Origin of the sequence: Nocardia sp. NPDC023852, from assembly GCF_040639505.1 — a bacterium.
Classification (GTDB): Bacteria; Actinomycetota; Actinomycetes; order Mycobacteriales; family Mycobacteriaceae; genus Nocardia.
The window spans coordinates 11,849-28,566 of record NZ_JBFAAB010000021.1; the positions used below are offsets into that span (position 1 = coordinate 11,849).

Sequence of the window (16,718 nt, forward strand, 5' to 3'; positions counted from 1 at the left end):
ACTGCCTGGAGAATGAGCCAGTCGGACAAAGATGGGATGAGTGCGTTGTCGAGTTGGCCGAAGGACGGGAACGTGGCCGGGGAGAGCGAGTCGGCCGCCGCGGACATGGATCTGTTCGGCTTGGCGCAGATGGTCGCCCACAACGCGGGCGGGATGGTGTCCATCGAGGACCCGCACTCCCACGTGCTGGCGTACTCGGCGTCCGACCAGACCGCCGACCAGTTGCGCGTGCTGTCCATCCTGGGCCGGGAAGGCCCGCGAGACTACCTGACCGTGCTGCGGAAGTGGGGTGTATTCGATCGCTTGCGCAACACCGACGAGGTCATCGACGTGCCCGCGCACGAAGAACTGAACATCAAGCGCAGGCTGGTGGTCGGTATCCGGCATCCCGCGGACGCGACCGCGCGGGCGCCGCGGGTACTCGGTGCGATCTGGCTACAGCAGGGTGATCAGCCGTTCAAATCGGACGCGGCGGAGATCCTGCGTGGTGCCTCGGCCATCGCAGGCCGTCTGATCTCCCGTAGTCTCGACGCACCGTCTACCGAGGCGCTGCTGATCCAGCGGTTGTTCGGCGCGGGAGGGACCGCGGTAGAGATAGAAACGGTGGCGACCGCGCTCAACCTATCGCAGGCCGGTCCCGCCGCGGTGGTGGCGTTCGCGCTCACCGCCACCGGGGAGGCCACTGCCACCGAGCCCGCGGCACTCGGCAGCATCCTGCGATTGCGCGCCAGCTCCTTTCGGGTCGACTCGGTGACCACGACGCTCGGCGACCGCGTCTACGTGCTGTTGCCGGGCTACCGGTCCGCGCACGCGGTGACGTCGTGGACGCGGCAACTGGTCGAACAGCTCGAGGCGACACGGTCGCTGGCGTTGCGGGCCGCGATCGCCTGTCCCGTCGCCGATCTCGGCGCGGTGGGTGCCGCGCGGGCCGAGGTCGATCGCGTACTGGACAGCACCGTCGCCACCTACCCGAAGGGGCGGGTGACCACGCTGTCCGAATCCCGCACCGCCGTGCTGCTCGGCGAGCTGCTCGATCTCGTCGGTTCGCGCGCCGAACTGCACGATCCTCGGCTACGCGCTCTGTTCGACTACGACCGCAAGCATTCGGCGAGCCTGCGCGACAGCGTGGAGACCTATCTGCGCGAGCACGGCGACGTGCGCAACGCCGCGGCCGCGCTGCAAGTACATCCGAACACGCTTCGCTACCGCATCCGCCGCGTCGAGGACATTCTCGGCATGGATCTCGGCGACCACGCAGATCGCCTGTTGCTCGAGATCCAGCTCGCGCTGCAGCGCCGACCGCACACCCGCCCGCCGGGCCCATCTGCCTGACCCGATCTGCTCGAGAAGCGACGTTTGTCGGGCGCGGCGGCGGGTAGGGCCCCGACATGGTGCGGAGTGTCTTCAGGAATCGACGTGAGGCGGGCCGCGTGCTCGCGAGGCTGCTCGAGCACTACCAGGATTCCGCCGACACCGTCGTTTTGGCGTTGCCGCGCGGCGGGGTACCGGTCGGCTATGAGGTTGCGGCGGTGCTCGGCGCGCCGTTGGACGTGCTCGTGGTCCGCAAGCTCGGTGCGCCTGAACAACCGGAGCTGGCCGTTGGAGCCATTGCCAGCGGCGGCGTCCTGGTCACCAATGACGATGTGCTTCGTGCCCAAGCCGTCGCGCCCGAGGCGCTGGAGCAGATCATCCTCACCGAAGGACAGGAACTCGCTCGTCGCGAACGTGTCTACCGCGGTGACCGTGCGATGCTCGACGTCACCGGGCGGACGGTGATCGTGGTCGACGACGGGCTGGCCACCGGTGCGACGATGAACGCCGCGATCGAGGCGCTGCACAGGCTGCATCCGGCACGAGTGGTTGTCGCCGTGCCCGCCGCACCGGAGTCGACCTGCGTCGAACTACGCGAACTCGTCGACGAGGTGATCTGTGCCTCGACGCCGGCGCCGTTCATCGCGGTCGGCAACTCGTACTGGGACTTCGAACAGACCACCGACGCCGAAGTCCGCGACCTGCTCGCGCGAGCGCCCGCGGAGACGGACACCGAGCCCGACGATGGGGACCTGCTTCGGCGCGCGCGTATTCCGGCTCCGGGCGGGACGCCACCAGACGACATCTTGTTCGACCTGGTCGGCGACGCACGTCTGGTGCTCATCGGTGAGGCGTCACACGGCACCGACGAGTTCTATACCGCGCGTGCCGCCATGACGCGACGACTGGTCGAGGAGAAGGGATTTCGCGGTGTCGCGGTCGAGGCGGACTGGCCCGATGCCTACCGCGTCAACCGGTACGTCCGCGGGCAGGGCACCGACCGGACCGCCGAGCAGGCGTTGCGTGGGTTCCGGCGATTCCCGGCGTGGATGTGGCGCAACACGGTGGTGCGCGACTTCGCCGAATGGCTGCGCGGGCACAATTCCCGATGCGCCGCCGAGGACCAGGTCGGCTTCTACGGTTTGGATCTGTACAGCATGCACCGTTCGGCGGAGGAGGTGATCGCCTACCTCGACCGTATCGACCCAGCCGCCGCCCAGCGGGCCAGGGAACGCTACAGCTGTCTCGAACACCACGCCGACGAGTACGGCTTCGCGGCGGCGTTCGGCGCCGGGCAGTCGTGTCACGACCAGGTGGTCGCGCAATTGACCGAACTGCAGCGGCGGATTGCCGATGAGGTACGGCTCGACGGCGTGACCGATCGCGACGAACTGTTCTACGCCGAACAGAACGCCTGCTCGGTGCTGGCGGCCGAAGAGTACTACCGCTCCATGTTCGGGGGCCGGGTAACATCCTGGAATCTTCGCGATCGGCACATGTTCAGCACGCTGATCGCGTTGCGCGAGCACCTCGGAGCACAGTCGAAAATTATTGTGTGGGCACATAATTCACACCTCGGCGACGCACGGGCGACGGAAATGAGCGACTCCGGTGAACTGAATCTCGGGCAACTGGTGCGTGCGGACAGCCCCGATTCCGCCCGGCTGCTCGGCTTCACCACCTACACCGGATCGGTCACCGCGGCCGAGGATTGGGGCGGACCGGCGCGTCGGATGCGGGTGAATCCGGCGTTGTACGGCAGCGTGGAGCACATGTTGCATCAAGTCGGCGCCGAGTCTTTCCTGGTGCGCTTGGACTCCGAGTCGCCGGTGGCGGACCGGCTCCGGAGCCCGCTACTCGAGCGGGCTATCGGGGTGGTCTATCGTCCGCAGACCGAGCGTCGCAGTCACTATTTCTTTGCGCGTCCGGCCGACCAGTTCGACGCCCTGATCCATATCGAGCAGACCACCGCACTGCGTCCGCTGGATCGGGCCGTGCCCTGGGATCGGGATGACGTCGAGACCTACCCGTACGCGGTCTGACGACACGAGGCCGCCTCCGGGGTCGCCCGCGGGACCGACTCGGCCTCCTGATGTGGCGGGCAATGGCGGGTAGTCCTCGACGGTCATGGAGTTGAAGAGGCGTGCGCTCTTGGTGGTGAGGCGGACGAGGGCGCGGCTGGGCCTCGCGGGCAGGGCGGAGAGGGGTCGTAACTGGGCTGGCAACCATTTTCGCGCGGCCGCGGTAGTTGCGTTGCCGACAGAACACTGACCACCATGCCTCGGACCAGGGCCCCTGTCGGCGGAGGGGCTATCCGTGCTATCGAGGACGGATGAAGCCGACACGGTCGTTCTACGATGTCGTGATCGTCGGCGGCGGCCATAACGGGTTGGTGGCCGCCGCGTACCTGGCGCGGGCCGGGCGGTCGGTGCTGCTGCTCGAGCGTCTGCCGCACACCGGTGGCGCCGCAGTGTCGGAGCGGGTGTTCGCGGGCGTCGACGCGCGGCTGTCGCGGTACTCGTATCTGGTGAGCCTGCTGCCGCGACAGATCGTGGACGAGCTGGGGCTGCGGTTCACGACACGGCGCAGACATATCTCGTCGTATACGCCGGTCGGCGACGGTGGGCTGCTCGTTTCCGGGTCGCCGGAGCGGACCAGGGCGAGTTTCAGGCTGCTCACCGGGTCGGATCGGGATTTCCTTGCGTGGCGGCGTTTCTACGGCACCACGGGGCGGCTGGCGCAACGCATATTCCCGACGTTGACGCAGCCGCTGCCGTCCAGGGCCGCGCTGCGGGCTGCCGTGGACGACGCTGCGACTTGGGAGGCGCTGTTCGAGCGTCCGCTGGGGGAGGCGATCGAGTCGACGTTCCGCGACGATATCGTGCGCGGCGTGGTGCTTACCGACGCGTTGATCGGTACGTTCACCCATGCGCAGGATCCGTCGCTGCGGCAGAACCGCTGCTTCCTTTACCACGTGATCGGCGGCGGCACCGGCGACTGGGACGTGCCCGTCGGGGGTATGGGCGCGCTCACCGACGCGCTGGCCGAGGCGGCGTGCTCGGCGGGCGCCGAGATCGTCACCGAATGCGAGGTGACCGACCTCGAAACTGATGGCAGCACAGCCGAAGTCAGCTATCTGGACGGAACGGTCGGCGCGCGTCACGTGCTCGTCAACGCCGCACCGTACACGCTCGCGGAGTTGCTCGGTACGCCACTACCGCCGAAACCACAAGGCGCGCAGCTCAAGATGAACATGCTGTTGCGCCGGTTGCCACGATTGCGTGACACCGAAACCGATTCGCGCGAGGCGTTTGCGGGAACTTTTCACATCGGCGAGTCGTACGCGCGACTCGACCAGGCATACGGCGAGGCGGCGATCGGCCGCATACCGTCTGCGCCGCCCGCGGAGATCTACTGTCACACATTGACCGACCCGTCGGTCCTTTCCGCGGATCTGACCGCGCAAGGCATGCACACCCTCACGTTGTTCGGTCTGCACACACCGGCGAGACTGTTCGCCGCCGATCCGGAGGGGGCAAAGGCGAAGGTGGTGAAAGCTACGCTTGCGCAATTGGATTCGGTGCTGGCCGAACCGATCGCCGACTGCTTGGCGACGGACCGGGACGGCGAGCCGTGTCTGGAGGCGAAGACCCCGCTCGAGCTGGAGCGTGAGGTCGGCCTGCCTGGTGGTCACATCTTCCACCGGGATCTGGCCTTCCCTTACCTACCGGAGGAGGCCGATCCGGCTGACCCCGCCGCCCGGTGGGGTGTGTCGACCAGCCATCGCAACGTCTTCCTCTGCGGTGCTGGGGCTATCCGCGGCGGCGGGGTCAGCGGCATTCCGGGGCATAACGCCGCGATGGCCGTGCTCGACGTCGATCAGGCCCGCTGAGCCGACAACGCGATCTTGGCAGTGCGCCCCGGCGTTTCGGTGGCGACCGCGGCGTCGGCCGCGGACTCCAGCGGGTAGGCGGTCTCGATGTTCAACCGCAGCTCACCGCGGGCCGCGAGGTCGATCAGCTCGCCGATCAGCCGCCCTCGATGCTCGGCGCCGATCTGCTCGATCCGCTTGGCACCCCAAAAGCCTTTGACCACAGCCTGTTTGAAGATGAGGCTGCCGGAATCGAGCGACAGCGGCTTGCCCGACAGCGCGCCGAAGGAGATCAGGTGCCCGTTCGGCGCGAGTAGCGCCAGCTCGTCGGCGCCGGCGCGACCGCCTACCTGGTCGACGGCACGCGCGATGGGCGCGCCCGAGGTGACGGTCTCGACCTGCGCGCGCCAGTCCGCGCTTTCGGTGTCGAGCACCGGCTCGTAGTCGAGCTCACGCAGCGCCGCGACCGAAGCCGGGCCCCGCACCAGGTTGAGCACGTGCAGACCGCGTTGCCGGCCGAAGACGTTGACCAGCCTGCCGACCGCGCCGTTGGCGGCGTTGATCACCAGCCATTCGCCCGGCTGCAGTGCGAGGTCTTCCACCAGCATCAGCGCGCTCAGCGGCATGGCGAGCAGCTGGGCCGCGGTTTCGTCGGACACTGCGTCCGGCACCGGAACCACCTGTCCGGCCGGGACAACGAAGCACTCCGCCCACACGTTCTGTGCCCCGGACACCGTGACGCGTTGTCCGACGACGAGACCGGTGACGTCCGGCCCCACCGCGTCGACGCGCCCGACGGCCTCGGTGCCCGGAATCGCGGGCAGCGGCGGCCGGTAGCCGTACACGCCGCGCACAATGGCCAGGTCGTGATTGTGGATCGGCGCGAGGATCAGCTGGAGACGGACTTCGCCGGGACCCGGTTCGGGCACCGGCCGCTCTTCGGTGGTGAGTACGTCCTTCGGTTCGCCGAATCGTTCGATGACTACGGCACGCATGGTCGCTCCCTTCCCGGTCAGTCCTCGGCGACGAGGACTTCGACGTCGATGTTGCCGCGGGTCGCATTCGAGTACGGGCACACCTGGTGCGCCTTGTTCGCGAGTGCCTGTGCGTCCTGCCTGGACAAATGGGGGAGCGAGACCTCGAGGGTGACCGTGAGCCCGAACCCGCCCGCATCGTTGGGGCCGATGCCGACCTTGGCGCCGACCGCGGAGTCGTCGATATTCGCCTCGGCCTGTTTGCCGACCAGGCGCAGCGCCGAATGGAAACAGGCCGCGTAGCCGGCTGCGAACAGCTGCTCGGGGTTGGTGCCTTCGCCGTTGCCGCCCAGCTCCTTAGGGGCAGACAGGTCTACGTCGACCTTGCCGTCTGTGGTGCGGGCGTGCCCGTTGCGGCCGTCGCCGGTCGCCAAGGCCTCGGCGGTGTACAGGATCTGCATGTCTACTCTCTTTCGTTCAGCTGGGACATCAGCGAATGCGTCAGTCGTCGCAATGTTTCGCGCAGCGCGAGGAACTCGTCCGGGGACAAGCCCACGGCCTCGGCCATCTGGGTCGGGATGTCGCCCGCCTCGGCCCGCAGCGCGCGCCCGCGTTCGGTGAGCTGGATATCCACGCGACGTTCGTCGGCCGCCGACCGGTGCCGCTCGACCAGTCCTGCTCCCTCCAGCCGCTTGAGCAGCGGGGAGAGCGTGCCGGAATCCAGGGCGAGTGCATGGCAGACCTCGCCGACACTGCGTCCGTCGCGTTCCCACAGTGCCAGCATCACAAGGTACTGCGGGTACGTGAGCCCGAGCCGTTCCAGCTTCGGGCGGTAGACCGCGGTCATCGCCCGGGACGCCGCGTAGAGCGGGAAGCAAAGCTGCTCGTCGAGGGTGAGGTGATCGGCCATGTCGATAAACGTAGTGGACAACTATATTGTGCACAATAGATAAATCTGTGGCGCTGGCCACATGGCGCGCACCGTCAGCGTCAATTCCCGTCCGGCAACCCGCCGATGCGGTGCGTGAGGGTGGTCGCGGTGGCCCGGACCTGGGTGGCGAGCGGCGTCCAGTCGGCGGAGCACGGCCTGGATGCGCAGTGGTGGCGGAAGGTGACGCTGATCGCGGCGATCGGGCGGTGATTGTGGTCGAAAACGGGATGGGCGACGGACGCGAAGCCGGGGGTGACGTGGCCATCTTCGCAGGCCCAGCCGCGGCGGCGGTCGGTGGCGAGCGTCGTCCGCAATGCGGCGAGGGTGATCGGACCGCGGTCGGTCCGGTGCACGAACGCCGCCGCGGACGGGAACAGAGCGCGGACCTGGGCGGCAGGCAAATGGGCCAGGATTGCGCGGCCGGAGGCGGTCAGGTGCGCGGGCAGCCGGACGCCGACACCGGTGACCAGTGTCTCCGGACGTCCGGGCTGCTCCTTCATCAGATACAGCAACTCGTTGCCGTGCAGAACGCCTAGGTGGGCGGTGTGGCCGACACGCTCCACCAGACTGCGTAGCAGTGGGTGGGCAAGGCGCTCCAACGGATCGTGGCGCAGATAGGCGGAACCGAGCTCGAAGGCGGCGATGCCGAGGCCGTAACGGCGCTCGGTGGGCAGCCGGGTGACGAACCGGGCCGTTTCCAACTCAGCGAGCAGGTGGTAGGTGGTGGAGCGTGGGAGGCCGAGTTCGCGGGCGATGGCCGTGGCGGAAATCGGCCCGGCTCGGCTCGCCAGTAGCTGCAGCACGGCGAGTCCGCGGCGCAACGCCGGGACGTCGCTGCTCGTTCCCACACTCTCTCCTCGGTATGTCTGGGATCTCAGACGAAATCGGCCGCAGCCTCATTCTGCACCGACTGTCGCGGCGGTGGAATGGACTCATGCCGGACACTGCGCAACAACCGATCGTGGACCTCGACGGGCCGCTCACCCGGGATGGAGTCGTCGCGGTCGCGCGGCACGGTGCGAAGGTGCGTCTGAGCCCGGCGGCGCTGCGGCGGCTGGCCGCCGCGCGCGACCATGTCGATGCGCTCGCGGCGGGCTCCCTCCCGACCTACGGGGTCTCCACCGGATTCGGTGCGTTGGCGATTCGCTACATCCCGCCGCAGCGGCGCACCGCGTTGCAGCGGTCGCTGATCCGCTCGCACGCGGCCGGGGCGGGCGCGGCCGTGGAGCGCGAGGTGGTGCGCGCGCTGATGGTGCTGCGCCTGCGTACGCTCGCCACCGGCCACACCGGTGCGCGGCCCGCGACGGCGGAGGCGCTGGCCGCCTTGCTCAACGCGGGCCTCACGCCGGTGGTGCACGAGTACGGCTCGCTCGGATGCTCCGGCGATCTCGCGCCGCTGGCCGCGGTAGCGCTGACGCTCATGGGCGAGGGCACCGTGACCGACGACACCGGCGTGCTAGTGGATGCTGGTAATGCGTTGCGGACCAACGGAATCGGGCCGGTCACCCTGGCCGAGAAGGAGGGCCTGGCGCTGACCAACGGCACCGACGGCATGCTCGGCATGCTGGTGCTCGCCCTGGACGACCTGCGCACTCTGCTGGACGTCGCGGACATTACCGCCGCGATGAGCGTCGAAGCCCTGCTCGGCACCGATCGCGTGTTCGCCGCGGACCTGCAGGCGCTGCGCCCACATCCCGGCCAGGCGCACTCGGCGGCACGGATGCGCGCCGCCCTGGCCGGATCGGAGATCGTCGCGAGCCATCGTGGCCCCGAATGCCACCGGGTGCAGGACGCCTATTCGCTGCGCTGCGCCCCACAGGTGCACGGCGCCGCGCGCGACACGGTGGCCCACGCCGAAACGGTCGCCGATCGTGAACTCGCCTCGGCCATCGACAATCCGGTGGTGCTCGGCGGCGGACGGCTGGAGTCCAACGGCAACTTCCACGGTGCACCCCTGGCCTATGTGCTCGATTTCCTCGCGATCCCGGTCGCCGACGTGGCGAGCATGGCCGAGCGCCGCACCGACCGCATGCTGGATGTCGCGCGCTCGCACGGCCTCCCTGCCTTCCTCGCCGCCGATCCTGGCGTCGACTCCGGCCACATGATCGCCCAGTACACCCAGGCGGCCGTGGTTTCCGAGCTCAAACGCCTCGCTGTGCCCGCGTCCGTGGACTCGATCCCGAGCAGTGCGATGCAGGAGGACCACGTTTCGATGGGGTGGTCGGCGGCCCGCAAGCTACGCACGGCGATCGATGGGCTGACCACGGTGCTAGCGATCGAATACCTCACCGCGGCGCGGGCCCTGGACTGCCGTGCTCCGCTGCGGCCGGCTCCTGTCACCGCCGCGGCCGTGGCCCTGCTGCGCACTCGAGTCGACGGCCTCGGCCCCGACCGTCATCTCGCTCCCGAAATCGCCGCCGCCGAATTCCTCTTGCGCACCGGAGCTTTCACCCGAACCGTCACGCCCGACCTCACCTGATGCGGAGGACCACCATGACCACGCCGCCCCGGACACCGCCGAGCGACACATCTTCGCGCGACAGATCGTCGATTGGGCCCCCGTCGCGGTCGGCACCCAGGGTGGTGCGGGCGGCTCGGGGCACTGGACGCACGGCCAGGAACTGGCAGACCGAGGCCGCACTGCGCATGTTGCACAACAATCTCGATCCCGATGTCGCGGAACGTCCGCAGGATCTGGTCGTGTACGGCGGAACCGGGAAGGCCGCGCGGGATTGGGCCAGTTTCGATGCGATCACGCGCTGTCTCACGACTCTGGCGGATGACGAAACGCTGCTGGTGCAGTCGGGTAAGCCGGTCGGCGTGTTCCGCACGCACGAGTGGGCGCCGCGCGTGCTGATCGCCAACTCGAATCTCGTCGGGGACTGGGCCAACTGGCCGGAGTTCCGCAGACTCGAGGCGCTCGGGCTGACCATGTACGGCCAGATGACGGCGGGCTCATGGATCTACATCGGTACCCAGGGCATCCTGCAGGGCACCTACGAGACATTCGCCGCTATCGCCGACAAGCGCTTCGGCGGGAGCCTCGCGGGAACGCTGACCCTGACCGCGGGACTCGGCGGCATGGGCGGCGCGCAACCGCTGGCGGTCACCATGAACGGCGGTGTGGCGCTGGTTGTCGACTGCGACCCGGTGCGCGCGGGACGACGCCTGCGGGACCGCTACCTGGACGAGATCGCTACCGACATCGATGATGCGGTGGCCAGGGTTCGCGCCGCCCGCGGCCGACGAAAGGCGTTGTCCGTCGGTCTGATCGGCAATGCCGCCGACGTTTTGCCGGAGCTGCTCAGCCGTGGGTTCGACCCGGACATCGTCACCGACCAGACCTCGGCGCACGACCCGCTGTCCTATCTGCCGCGTGGTGTCGCGGTCGAGGACTGGTCGGACTACGCGGCGAACAAGTCCGACGAATTCACCGACCGCGCACGGGAGTCCATGGCCGACCACGTCGGCGCCATGCTCGGCTTCCTCGACGCGGGCGCGGAGGTGTTCGACTACGGCAACTCACTGCGTGGCGAGGCCGCGCTCGGCGGGTGCGACCGGGCGTTCGACTATCCGGGGTTCGTTCCCGCCTACATCCGTCCGCTGTTCTGCGCGGGCAAGGGACCGTTCCGCTGGGTTGCGTTGTCCGGAGACCCGGCCGACATCGCGGCCACCGACCGTGCTGTCCTGGAACTGTTCCCCCAGAACGAATCTCTGCGCCGCTGGATCGAGATGGCCGGTGCGTGCGTGGCCTTCCAAGGGCTGCCCGCGCGAATCTGCTGGCTCGGCTACGGCGAGCGGCACCTGGCCGGACTGCGCTTCAACGAGATGGTGGCCTCGGGCGAACTCCGGGCGCCGGTCGTGATCGGGCGGGACCACCTGGACTCCGGGAGCGTCGCCTCGCCCTACCGAGAGACCGAGTCGATGGCCGACGGCTCGGATCCGATCGCCGACTGGCCCCTGTTGAACGCGCTGCTCAACACGGCTTCCGGGGCGAGCTGGGTGTCCATCCACCACGGCGGCGGCGTCGGGATGGGTCGCTCGCTGCACGCGGGACAGGTGTGTGTGGCCGACGGAACGCCACTGGCGGCGCAGAAGCTCGAGCGGGTGCTGACCAACGATCCAGGCACCGGAGTAATCCGTCACGTGGACGCCGGCTACGTGAGTGCCAGCGACATCGCCGTACAGCGTGGCGTGCGAATTCCGATGCGGGAGAACGCGTGACCGGCAAGGACGCGGGCGGTGCGGATCGCGTGCCCGCGGGCAGCGCGACGAACGTGTACTGGGCCCAGTACGCCTGGCTCCCGGACGGGCTCGCCGCGGATGTCACCATCGAGGTCGATGGACCGACGATCCGTTCGGTGGCCAGTGGTGCGGACCGGCGCGGAAAAGTCCTGCACGGATTGACGATTCCCGGGTTCGCCAACGCGCACTCGCACGCCTTCCACCGTGCACTGCGCGGTCGCACGCAGCACGAGCGCGGCTCCTTCTGGACTTGGCGGGACCGGATGTATGTCGTCGCCGCATCGCTGGATCCCGACTCCTGCTACCGGCTCGCCCGTGCGGTGTACGCCGAGATGGTGCTGGCCGGGTATACCAGCGTCGGCGAATTCCATTATCTGCACCACGCACCCGGAGGCAGACGCTACACGGACCCGAACGTGATGAGCGCGGCCCTCGTCGCAGCCGCAGACGATGCCGGCATTCGGCTCACTGTGCTCGACACATGTTATCTGACTGGGGAATTCGGGATGCCGCTCGGTGAACATCAGCTTCGGTTCGGTGACGGCGACGTGGGCGCCTGGGCCGAGCGGGCCGCCGCATTCACGCCTGAACCGGGCTTGGTGCGGACCGGCGTAGCCGCGCATTCGGTGCGCACCGTGCCGCGCGCCGCACTCGGCGTGGTCGCGGAGCAGGCAGCCGGGCGCCCGGTCCACGTGCACCTATCCGAACAGCCTGCCGAAAACCGCTATTGTCTGGCCTTTTACGGTCGCACCCCGACAGAGTTGCTGGCCGCGGCGGGCGTGCTCGGTGCGCGTGCGGTCGCCGTGCACGCCACCCACCTCTCCGCCACCGACATTCGTGTGCTCGCAGAAACCGGTGCGCGTGTGTGCTTCTGCCCGACCACCGAGCGCGACCTGGGTGACGGCATCGGGCCCGCCCGGGCCCTGTTCGACGCGGGTGTGGGACTGTGCCTGGGCAGTGACAGTCACGCCACCGTGGACGCGTTCGAGGAGTGGCGGGCGCTCGAGCTTCACGAGCGGCTGGTGAGCCACACGCGCGGCCGCTTCACCGCTGCGCAATTATATTGCGCGGCAACGGATCACGCTGCGATCGGCTGGCCCGAGTGCGGCCGGATCGCACCGGGTGCCGCCGCCGACCTTGTCACCGTCGACCTCGACTCGATTCGCACCGCAGGAACCGCCCCCGCCGCCGCGCTCTTCGCCGCCACCGCCGGCGACGTGCGTGAGGTGCTGGTCGCCGGACGTCCCGTCGTCTCCGACCACCACCACCTGCTGTTGCCTCGCCCGGAAAATTTGCTGTGCGAGGAAATCGAGGCGCTATGGCGATGTTGATCACCGGCATCAGCGAGCTCACGACCAACGCCGAGGACGGCCCGGTGCGCAACGCCGCGGTCGTGCTCGAGGGGGGCCGTTTCGCCTTTGTCGGGTCGGCCGCCGCGGCCCCCGCCGCTGACGAGAAGGTCGACGTCGGCGGCCGCGCCGCGCTGCCCGGCTGGGTGGACAGCCACAGCCACCTGGTCTTCGCCGGAGACCGGACCGACGAATTCGAAGCCAGGATGGCCGGGCGCCCCTACCGGGCCGGTGGCATCGCCACCACCGTCGCCGCGACCCGCGAGGCCACCGACGACGATCTGGTCGCCAACCTCGCTCGCCATCTCGCCGAGGCAAGGCGCCAGGGCACCACCTGCCTGGAAACCAAGACCGGCTACGGCCTCCGTGTCGAGGACGAACTGCGCTCCGCCCGCATCGCCGCGGCTTCCGCCGACGAGGTGACCTATCTCGGCGCGCATCTGGTACCGACAGGCACGGACCCGGAGTCGTACGTGGACCTGGTGTGCGGTCCGATGCTCGACGCGGTGGCGCCGTATGTGCGCTGGGCCGATGTATTTTGTGAGACAGGCGCTTTCGACGAGCATCAGGCCGAACGGGTGCTCCGCGCCGCCGCTGCTCGCGGGCTCGGCTTGCGGGTACACGGCAATCAGCTCGGCCACGGCCCCGGCGTTCAACTAGCGGTGCGTCTGGGCGCGGCGAGTGTGGACCATTGCACCTATCTCGCCACCGACGACATCGAGGCGTTGGCCGCGTCGAACACCGTCGCTACCCTCCTGCCCGCCTGCGACCTGTCCACCCGGCAGCCCCTTGCGCCCGCTCGCACCCTGCTGGACGCCGGCGCCACAGTCGCCTTGGCCACCAACGCCAATCCCGGCAGCTCCTACACCACCTCGATGGCCTTCTGCGTGGCGACCGCTGTTCTGCAGATGGGTCTGTCGGTGGCGGAGGCGGTGTACGCCGCGACCGCGGGCGGGGCAGCAGCGCTGCGTAGGGACGATGTCGGCTCGATCCGGGTCGGCGCCCGTGCGGATCTGCAGGTGCTGGACGCTCCGTCCGTCGCCCATCTGGCCTACCGCCCAGGAGTGCCGCTGACTCCGGCTGTGTGGCGTTTCGGCAGGCGAGTGCCGCCGCAGCCGACTTTCGGCTGACCAGATCGGCGATCGTGGCCGACACGCACGGTTACGGCGGACGGCAACGACCCGAGTCCGCTCAGCGGGCCGGGAACCGGAGGACGCGGTCGTCGCCACTGCCGACTTCGCCCCGGCCATCGGTGTTGGAGGTGGTAAGCCACAGCGCACCGTCCGGCGCCACGGCCACGGTGCGCAATCGACCGTAGCGATCGCGCAATTCCGCCCGTGGCTCGCCAAGGCCGCCGTCCTGGAGCGGCACCGTCCAGAGCCGCCGGCCGCGCAGCGCGGCGACGTAGAGGGTGTCTCCGGCGATCGCGATGCCCGAGGGGGAGGCTTCCGCGGTGGCCCAGGTGACGAGCGGATCGGTGTAGCCGCGGTCTACGCCGGCCGCGCCCTCGACGGCGGGCCAGCCGTAGTTGCGTCCCGGTTCGATCAGGTTGATCTCGTCGAACCGATCCTGGCCGAACTCGGACGTGAACAACCGGCCCGAGCGATCCCACGCGAGCCCCTGTACATTGCGGTGGCCGCGACTGTATACCGGCGAACCAGGCGTCGGGTTGCCCGGCGCGGCGCGGCCTTCAGGGGTCATGCGCAGGATCTTGCCGTTGAGGCTTGCCGGGTCCTGCGACCGGGCGCGCTGCCCGGCGTCACCGGTTCCGGCGTAGAGCATGCCGTCCGGCCCGAACGCGATCCGCCCGCCATCGTGGTTGCCTGCTTTCGCAATACCGGTGACGAGCACCTCCGGCGGCCCGTCGAGCCGGAATCGCACGATCCGGTTGTCCGTGTCGGCGGTGAAATAGGCGTAGACATAACGCTTTTCGGCATAGTCCGGTGGGACGGCGAGCCCGAGCAGCCCGCCCTCGCCGCGTGCGGCGACGCCGGGTAGCTGGTACACCTGTTCCGGCGCCAGGCCGGGTGCCAGCCGCAGGATCCGTCCGGTGTTTCGCTCGGCCACCAGCGCGCTGCCCCCGGGGAGAAACGCCAGGCCCCACGGGACGTCGACGTAGCCTGCCACCTCCTCGGCAGCGTCGAGATCGGGTCGACCCGCTGGGGTGCTCGCCGCGGTAGTGCCGACGCCTGCCGAGCTGGGAAGATGGGTCGGTGCGGGTGTGGTGTCGCCGGCGCACGCCGCGACCGCGCCCACGACAACAAGTGCGGCGATCGCCGCGCACGGGCCTCGATCGCGGGCGTTCACCTGTCTCATGCGTGTCCACCTTCGATGGTCTGTGGACGTCGAATCGTCCGTTGTCATCGACCATGGCCGATCCGCCGCGGCTTCGGCCTGGGCCGGTCCTGTTCGCGCGAACGCGGCTTCATTTCGAGGACCCAGTTCACTGTGACGCACCTCCGCCCGTTCGCGCTATTGCCGACCGCGCAGCCGTGCCGCGGCGCTTGTGACCCCTGCACAGTGGGCGGAAGCGGGTCAGCCGAGGTAGGTGCCGTACCAGTCCAGTACGCGGCGCCAGGCTTCGGTGGCCGCCGTGGCGTTGTAGCGCGGGCCGGTGTCGTTGAAGAATGCGTGGTCGGCGTCCGGGGCGATGAAGATCTCGTGCGGATCGCCCGCACGAGCCAGCGCCGCCTCGGCGGCCGGGCGGGAGGCGTTCACCCGGGTGTCGGCCGCCGCGTAGATGGCAAGCACGGCGGCCTTGGACGCGGACAGATCACCGTTGTCCGGGAACGGTCCGTAGAAGGGCGTCGCGGCGGAAAGCGGCGACGGCCCGGAGGCCAGCAGCAACCACGCCAGGCCGCCGCCGAAGCAGAAGCCGGTCGTGCCGAGTTTCTTTCCCTCGACCCGCCGCTGCAGTTCGTCGAGCCCGGACCGCAGGTCGGCCACGAACTGTTCCTGCGGAATGCGGCTCAGTTCGGCGGTCGCCGCGGCCGGATCAGTGAACGCGGCGGTGCCGCCCTGTGCGGAAAGCAGGTCGACCGCGAGCGCGGAGTATCCGGCACCCGCGAATCGCCCGGTCACCGAGCGGATGTGGTCGGTGAGGCCCTTGTTCTCGTGGATGACCAGCACCCCGCCGCGCGGCTGCGGTGCCGCCGCCCACGCGGCTTGTAGCTGCTTCCCGTCGGATCCGCCGAACGTGATGGCAGTCGTGGTGGCCGCGGTGGCTGAGCCCGGCGGAGCCGACGGGGATGTGGGCGGCGGCGAGGGTGTCGCAGGCGAAGGCGCCGAATCGGTGATTCCGTTGTCACCGCCGGTACAGGCGGCGAGCAGCGCACCCGCGGCGGTGACCCCGAAGCCGAGCAGAGCCAACCGGCGCAACGCTTCCCGCCGGGTGAGGATGCCGTCGGCGTGGTCGGTGGCGATCTCTTCTGCGATATAGCGCTGCAGCGGCGTCATGTGCCCAACCCTATGCCGGGTCGGTGCCCCGCGGCGTCCTTCGAGTCAACGACAGGGCTCACCCCAGAGTGAGCACTTTCGTCTGCCCGGATATGACGACATCGTCCTGACCGGTCAAGGCAACTCGCACCTGCACAACCTTGCCCGACTGCAGTGGCGCCTCGCCGTTGGCTCCCGCCAAGGGGACGGTGGCGACGTGTTGGGCGCCGTCACAGATGAGGTCGTTCTGGTTGCCGGCGGCTGCAGGCTGTTCCGCGGTGGGTTCCCCCGCCATCGCCTGCAGGCGTGTCACCCCGGCGGAGGCATCACAGCTGTAGTTGACTCCGACGTTGCTCGGTTCGACACCAGCGATGTCGACAACGTTGTCGGCGAGAGCGGGAGCAGCGGCCAACACCAGGGCGGCACCCATCGTTACGAAGACAGCCGCAGTGCGGGCAGAGCGCTGACAGTTCCGAGTAGTCATCATGGATCTTTTCCTCCTGAGTGGCGGATACGGATCGCTGAACACAACAGAAAAGAACGCGGCCCCCATCTGACTGCACGATCTATGGTCCAGCCTCCGGCCGCCTCGCGTGGGAGAA

Annotated in this window: 14 protein-coding genes; 7 read left to right on the top strand and 7 right to left on the bottom strand. The window is 69.0% G+C overall.

Going from position 1 to position 16,718, the window contains the following annotated elements; genetic code table 11:
* The first annotated feature begins 36 nt into the window (after positions 1–36).
* From AB0H00_RS24055 to AB0H00_RS24065, 3 genes are all read left to right on the top strand, one after another.
* A complete protein-coding gene (locus AB0H00_RS24055) occupies positions 37–1,332 on the top strand; it encodes a helix-turn-helix domain-containing protein (protein ID WP_357270084.1) in 1,296 nt (431 codons plus the stop codon).
* Positions 1,333–1,388: 56 nt separating this feature from the next.
* Positions 1,389–3,353: an erythromycin esterase family protein gene (locus AB0H00_RS24060; RefSeq protein ID WP_357270087.1), complete on the top strand. Its 1,965-nt coding sequence runs from the start codon at positions 1,389–1,391 to the stop codon at positions 3,351–3,353.
* Positions 3,354–3,643: 290 nt separating this feature from the next.
* Positions 3,644–5,203, top strand: coding sequence for an NAD(P)/FAD-dependent oxidoreductase (locus tag AB0H00_RS24065; RefSeq protein ID WP_357270090.1), 1,560 nt, complete (start codon positions 3,644–3,646; stop codon positions 5,201–5,203).
* Here the strand turns inward: AB0H00_RS24065 and AB0H00_RS24070 are convergent.
* From AB0H00_RS24070 to AB0H00_RS24085, 4 genes are all read right to left on the bottom strand, one after another.
* The gene (locus AB0H00_RS24070) at positions 5,191–6,177 is read right to left on the bottom strand and encodes a zinc-binding dehydrogenase (protein ID WP_357270093.1); all 987 of its coding nucleotides are present in this window, start codon (positions 6,175–6,177) and stop codon (positions 5,191–5,193) included. The genes AB0H00_RS24065 and AB0H00_RS24070 overlap by 13 nt on opposite strands.
* Before the next feature lie 17 nt (positions 6,178–6,194).
* Positions 6,195–6,617 carry an organic hydroperoxide resistance protein gene (locus AB0H00_RS24075; protein WP_357270096.1) on the bottom strand — a complete coding sequence of 141 codons (423 nt, stop codon included), beginning with the start codon at positions 6,615–6,617 and terminating at the stop codon, positions 6,195–6,197.
* 2 nt (positions 6,618–6,619) lie between these two features.
* On the bottom strand, positions 6,620–7,066 hold the full coding sequence (locus AB0H00_RS24080; RefSeq protein WP_357270100.1) for a MarR family transcriptional regulator: 447 nt from the start codon (positions 7,064–7,066) through the stop codon (positions 6,620–6,622).
* Positions 7,067–7,146: 80 nt separating this feature from the next.
* Entirely contained in the window at positions 7,147–7,935 is a 789-nt protein-coding gene (locus tag AB0H00_RS24085) for an IclR family transcriptional regulator (RefSeq protein WP_357270103.1), read from the bottom strand.
* 86 nt (positions 7,936–8,021) lie between these two features.
* On the opposite strand from AB0H00_RS24085, the gene hutH reads away from it, so the two are divergent.
* The 4 genes from hutH to hutI all read left to right on the top strand — a co-directional run bounded on the left by hutH (position 8,022) and on the right by hutI (position 13,811).
* Complete coding sequence (hutH, locus tag AB0H00_RS24090; protein ID WP_357270106.1) at positions 8,022–9,566, top strand: histidine ammonia-lyase; 1,545 nt, start codon at positions 8,022–8,024, stop codon at positions 9,564–9,566.
* Positions 9,567–9,637: 71 nt separating this feature from the next.
* Complete coding sequence (gene hutU / locus AB0H00_RS24095) at positions 9,638–11,311, top strand: urocanate hydratase (RefSeq protein ID WP_357270337.1); 1,674 nt, start codon at positions 9,638–9,640, stop codon at positions 11,309–11,311.
* Positions 11,308–12,663, top strand: a complete 1,356-nt coding sequence (locus AB0H00_RS24100) for a formimidoylglutamate deiminase (protein ID WP_357270109.1) — start codon at positions 11,308–11,310, stop codon at positions 12,661–12,663. Before hutU ends, AB0H00_RS24100 begins: the two co-directional genes overlap by 4 nt.
* Positions 12,651–13,811 (top strand): imidazolonepropionase, encoded by a 1,161-nt coding sequence (gene hutI, locus AB0H00_RS24105; RefSeq protein ID WP_357270112.1) that lies wholly within the window; start codon positions 12,651–12,653, stop codon positions 13,809–13,811. Before AB0H00_RS24100 ends, hutI begins: the two co-directional genes overlap by 13 nt.
* A 61-nt stretch (positions 13,812–13,872) precedes the next feature.
* Here the strand turns inward: hutI and AB0H00_RS24110 are convergent, their stop codons facing one another.
* The 3 genes from AB0H00_RS24110 to AB0H00_RS24120 all read right to left on the bottom strand — a co-directional run bounded on the left by AB0H00_RS24110 (position 13,873) and on the right by AB0H00_RS24120 (position 16,603).
* Positions 13,873–14,997 carry a PQQ-dependent sugar dehydrogenase gene (locus AB0H00_RS24110; protein ID WP_357270115.1) on the bottom strand — a complete coding sequence of 375 codons (1,125 nt, stop codon included), beginning with the start codon at positions 14,995–14,997 and terminating at the stop codon, positions 13,873–13,875.
* A 219-nt stretch (positions 14,998–15,216) separates the two neighbouring features.
* Positions 15,217–16,137 carry a dienelactone hydrolase family protein gene (locus tag AB0H00_RS24115; protein WP_357270118.1) on the bottom strand — a complete coding sequence of 307 codons (921 nt, stop codon included), beginning with the start codon at positions 16,135–16,137 and terminating at the stop codon, positions 15,217–15,219.
* A 58-nt stretch (positions 16,138–16,195) separates the two neighbouring features.
* A complete protein-coding gene (locus tag AB0H00_RS24120; RefSeq protein WP_357270121.1) occupies positions 16,196–16,603 on the bottom strand; it encodes a hypothetical protein in 408 nt (135 codons plus the stop codon).
* Between the last annotated feature and the right edge of the window lie 115 nt (positions 16,604–16,718).

Coding starts and splice junctions, on each gene's coding strand:
- AB0H00_RS24060 (WP_357270087.1), top strand. CDS start 1,389: ATGGTGCGGAGTGTCTTCAGGAATCGACGTGAGGCGGGCCGCGTGCTC.
- AB0H00_RS24110 (WP_357270115.1), bottom strand. CDS start 14,997: ATGAGACAGGTGAACGCCCGCGATCGAGGCCCGTGCGCGGCGATCGCC.
- AB0H00_RS24075 (WP_357270096.1), bottom strand. CDS start 6,617: ATGCAGATCCTGTACACCGCCGAGGCCTTGGCGACCGGCGACGGCCGC.
- AB0H00_RS24080 (WP_357270100.1), bottom strand. CDS start 7,066: ATGGCCGATCACCTCACCCTCGACGAGCAGCTTTGCTTCCCGCTCTAC.
- AB0H00_RS24065 (WP_357270090.1), top strand. CDS start 3,644: ATGAAGCCGACACGGTCGTTCTACGATGTCGTGATCGTCGGCGGCGGC.
- AB0H00_RS24055 (WP_357270084.1), top strand. CDS start 37: ATGAGTGCGTTGTCGAGTTGGCCGAAGGACGGGAACGTGGCCGGGGAG.
- AB0H00_RS24070 (WP_357270093.1), bottom strand. CDS start 6,177: ATGCGTGCCGTAGTCATCGAACGATTCGGCGAACCGAAGGACGTACTC.
- AB0H00_RS24115 (WP_357270118.1), bottom strand. CDS start 16,137: ATGACGCCGCTGCAGCGCTATATCGCAGAAGAGATCGCCACCGACCAC.
- hutI (WP_357270112.1), top strand. CDS start 12,651: ATGGCGATGTTGATCACCGGCATCAGCGAGCTCACGACCAACGCCGAG.
- hutH (WP_357270106.1), top strand. CDS start 8,022: ATGCCGGACACTGCGCAACAACCGATCGTGGACCTCGACGGGCCGCTC.
- AB0H00_RS24120 (WP_357270121.1), bottom strand. CDS start 16,603: ATGATGACTACTCGGAACTGTCAGCGCTCTGCCCGCACTGCGGCTGTC.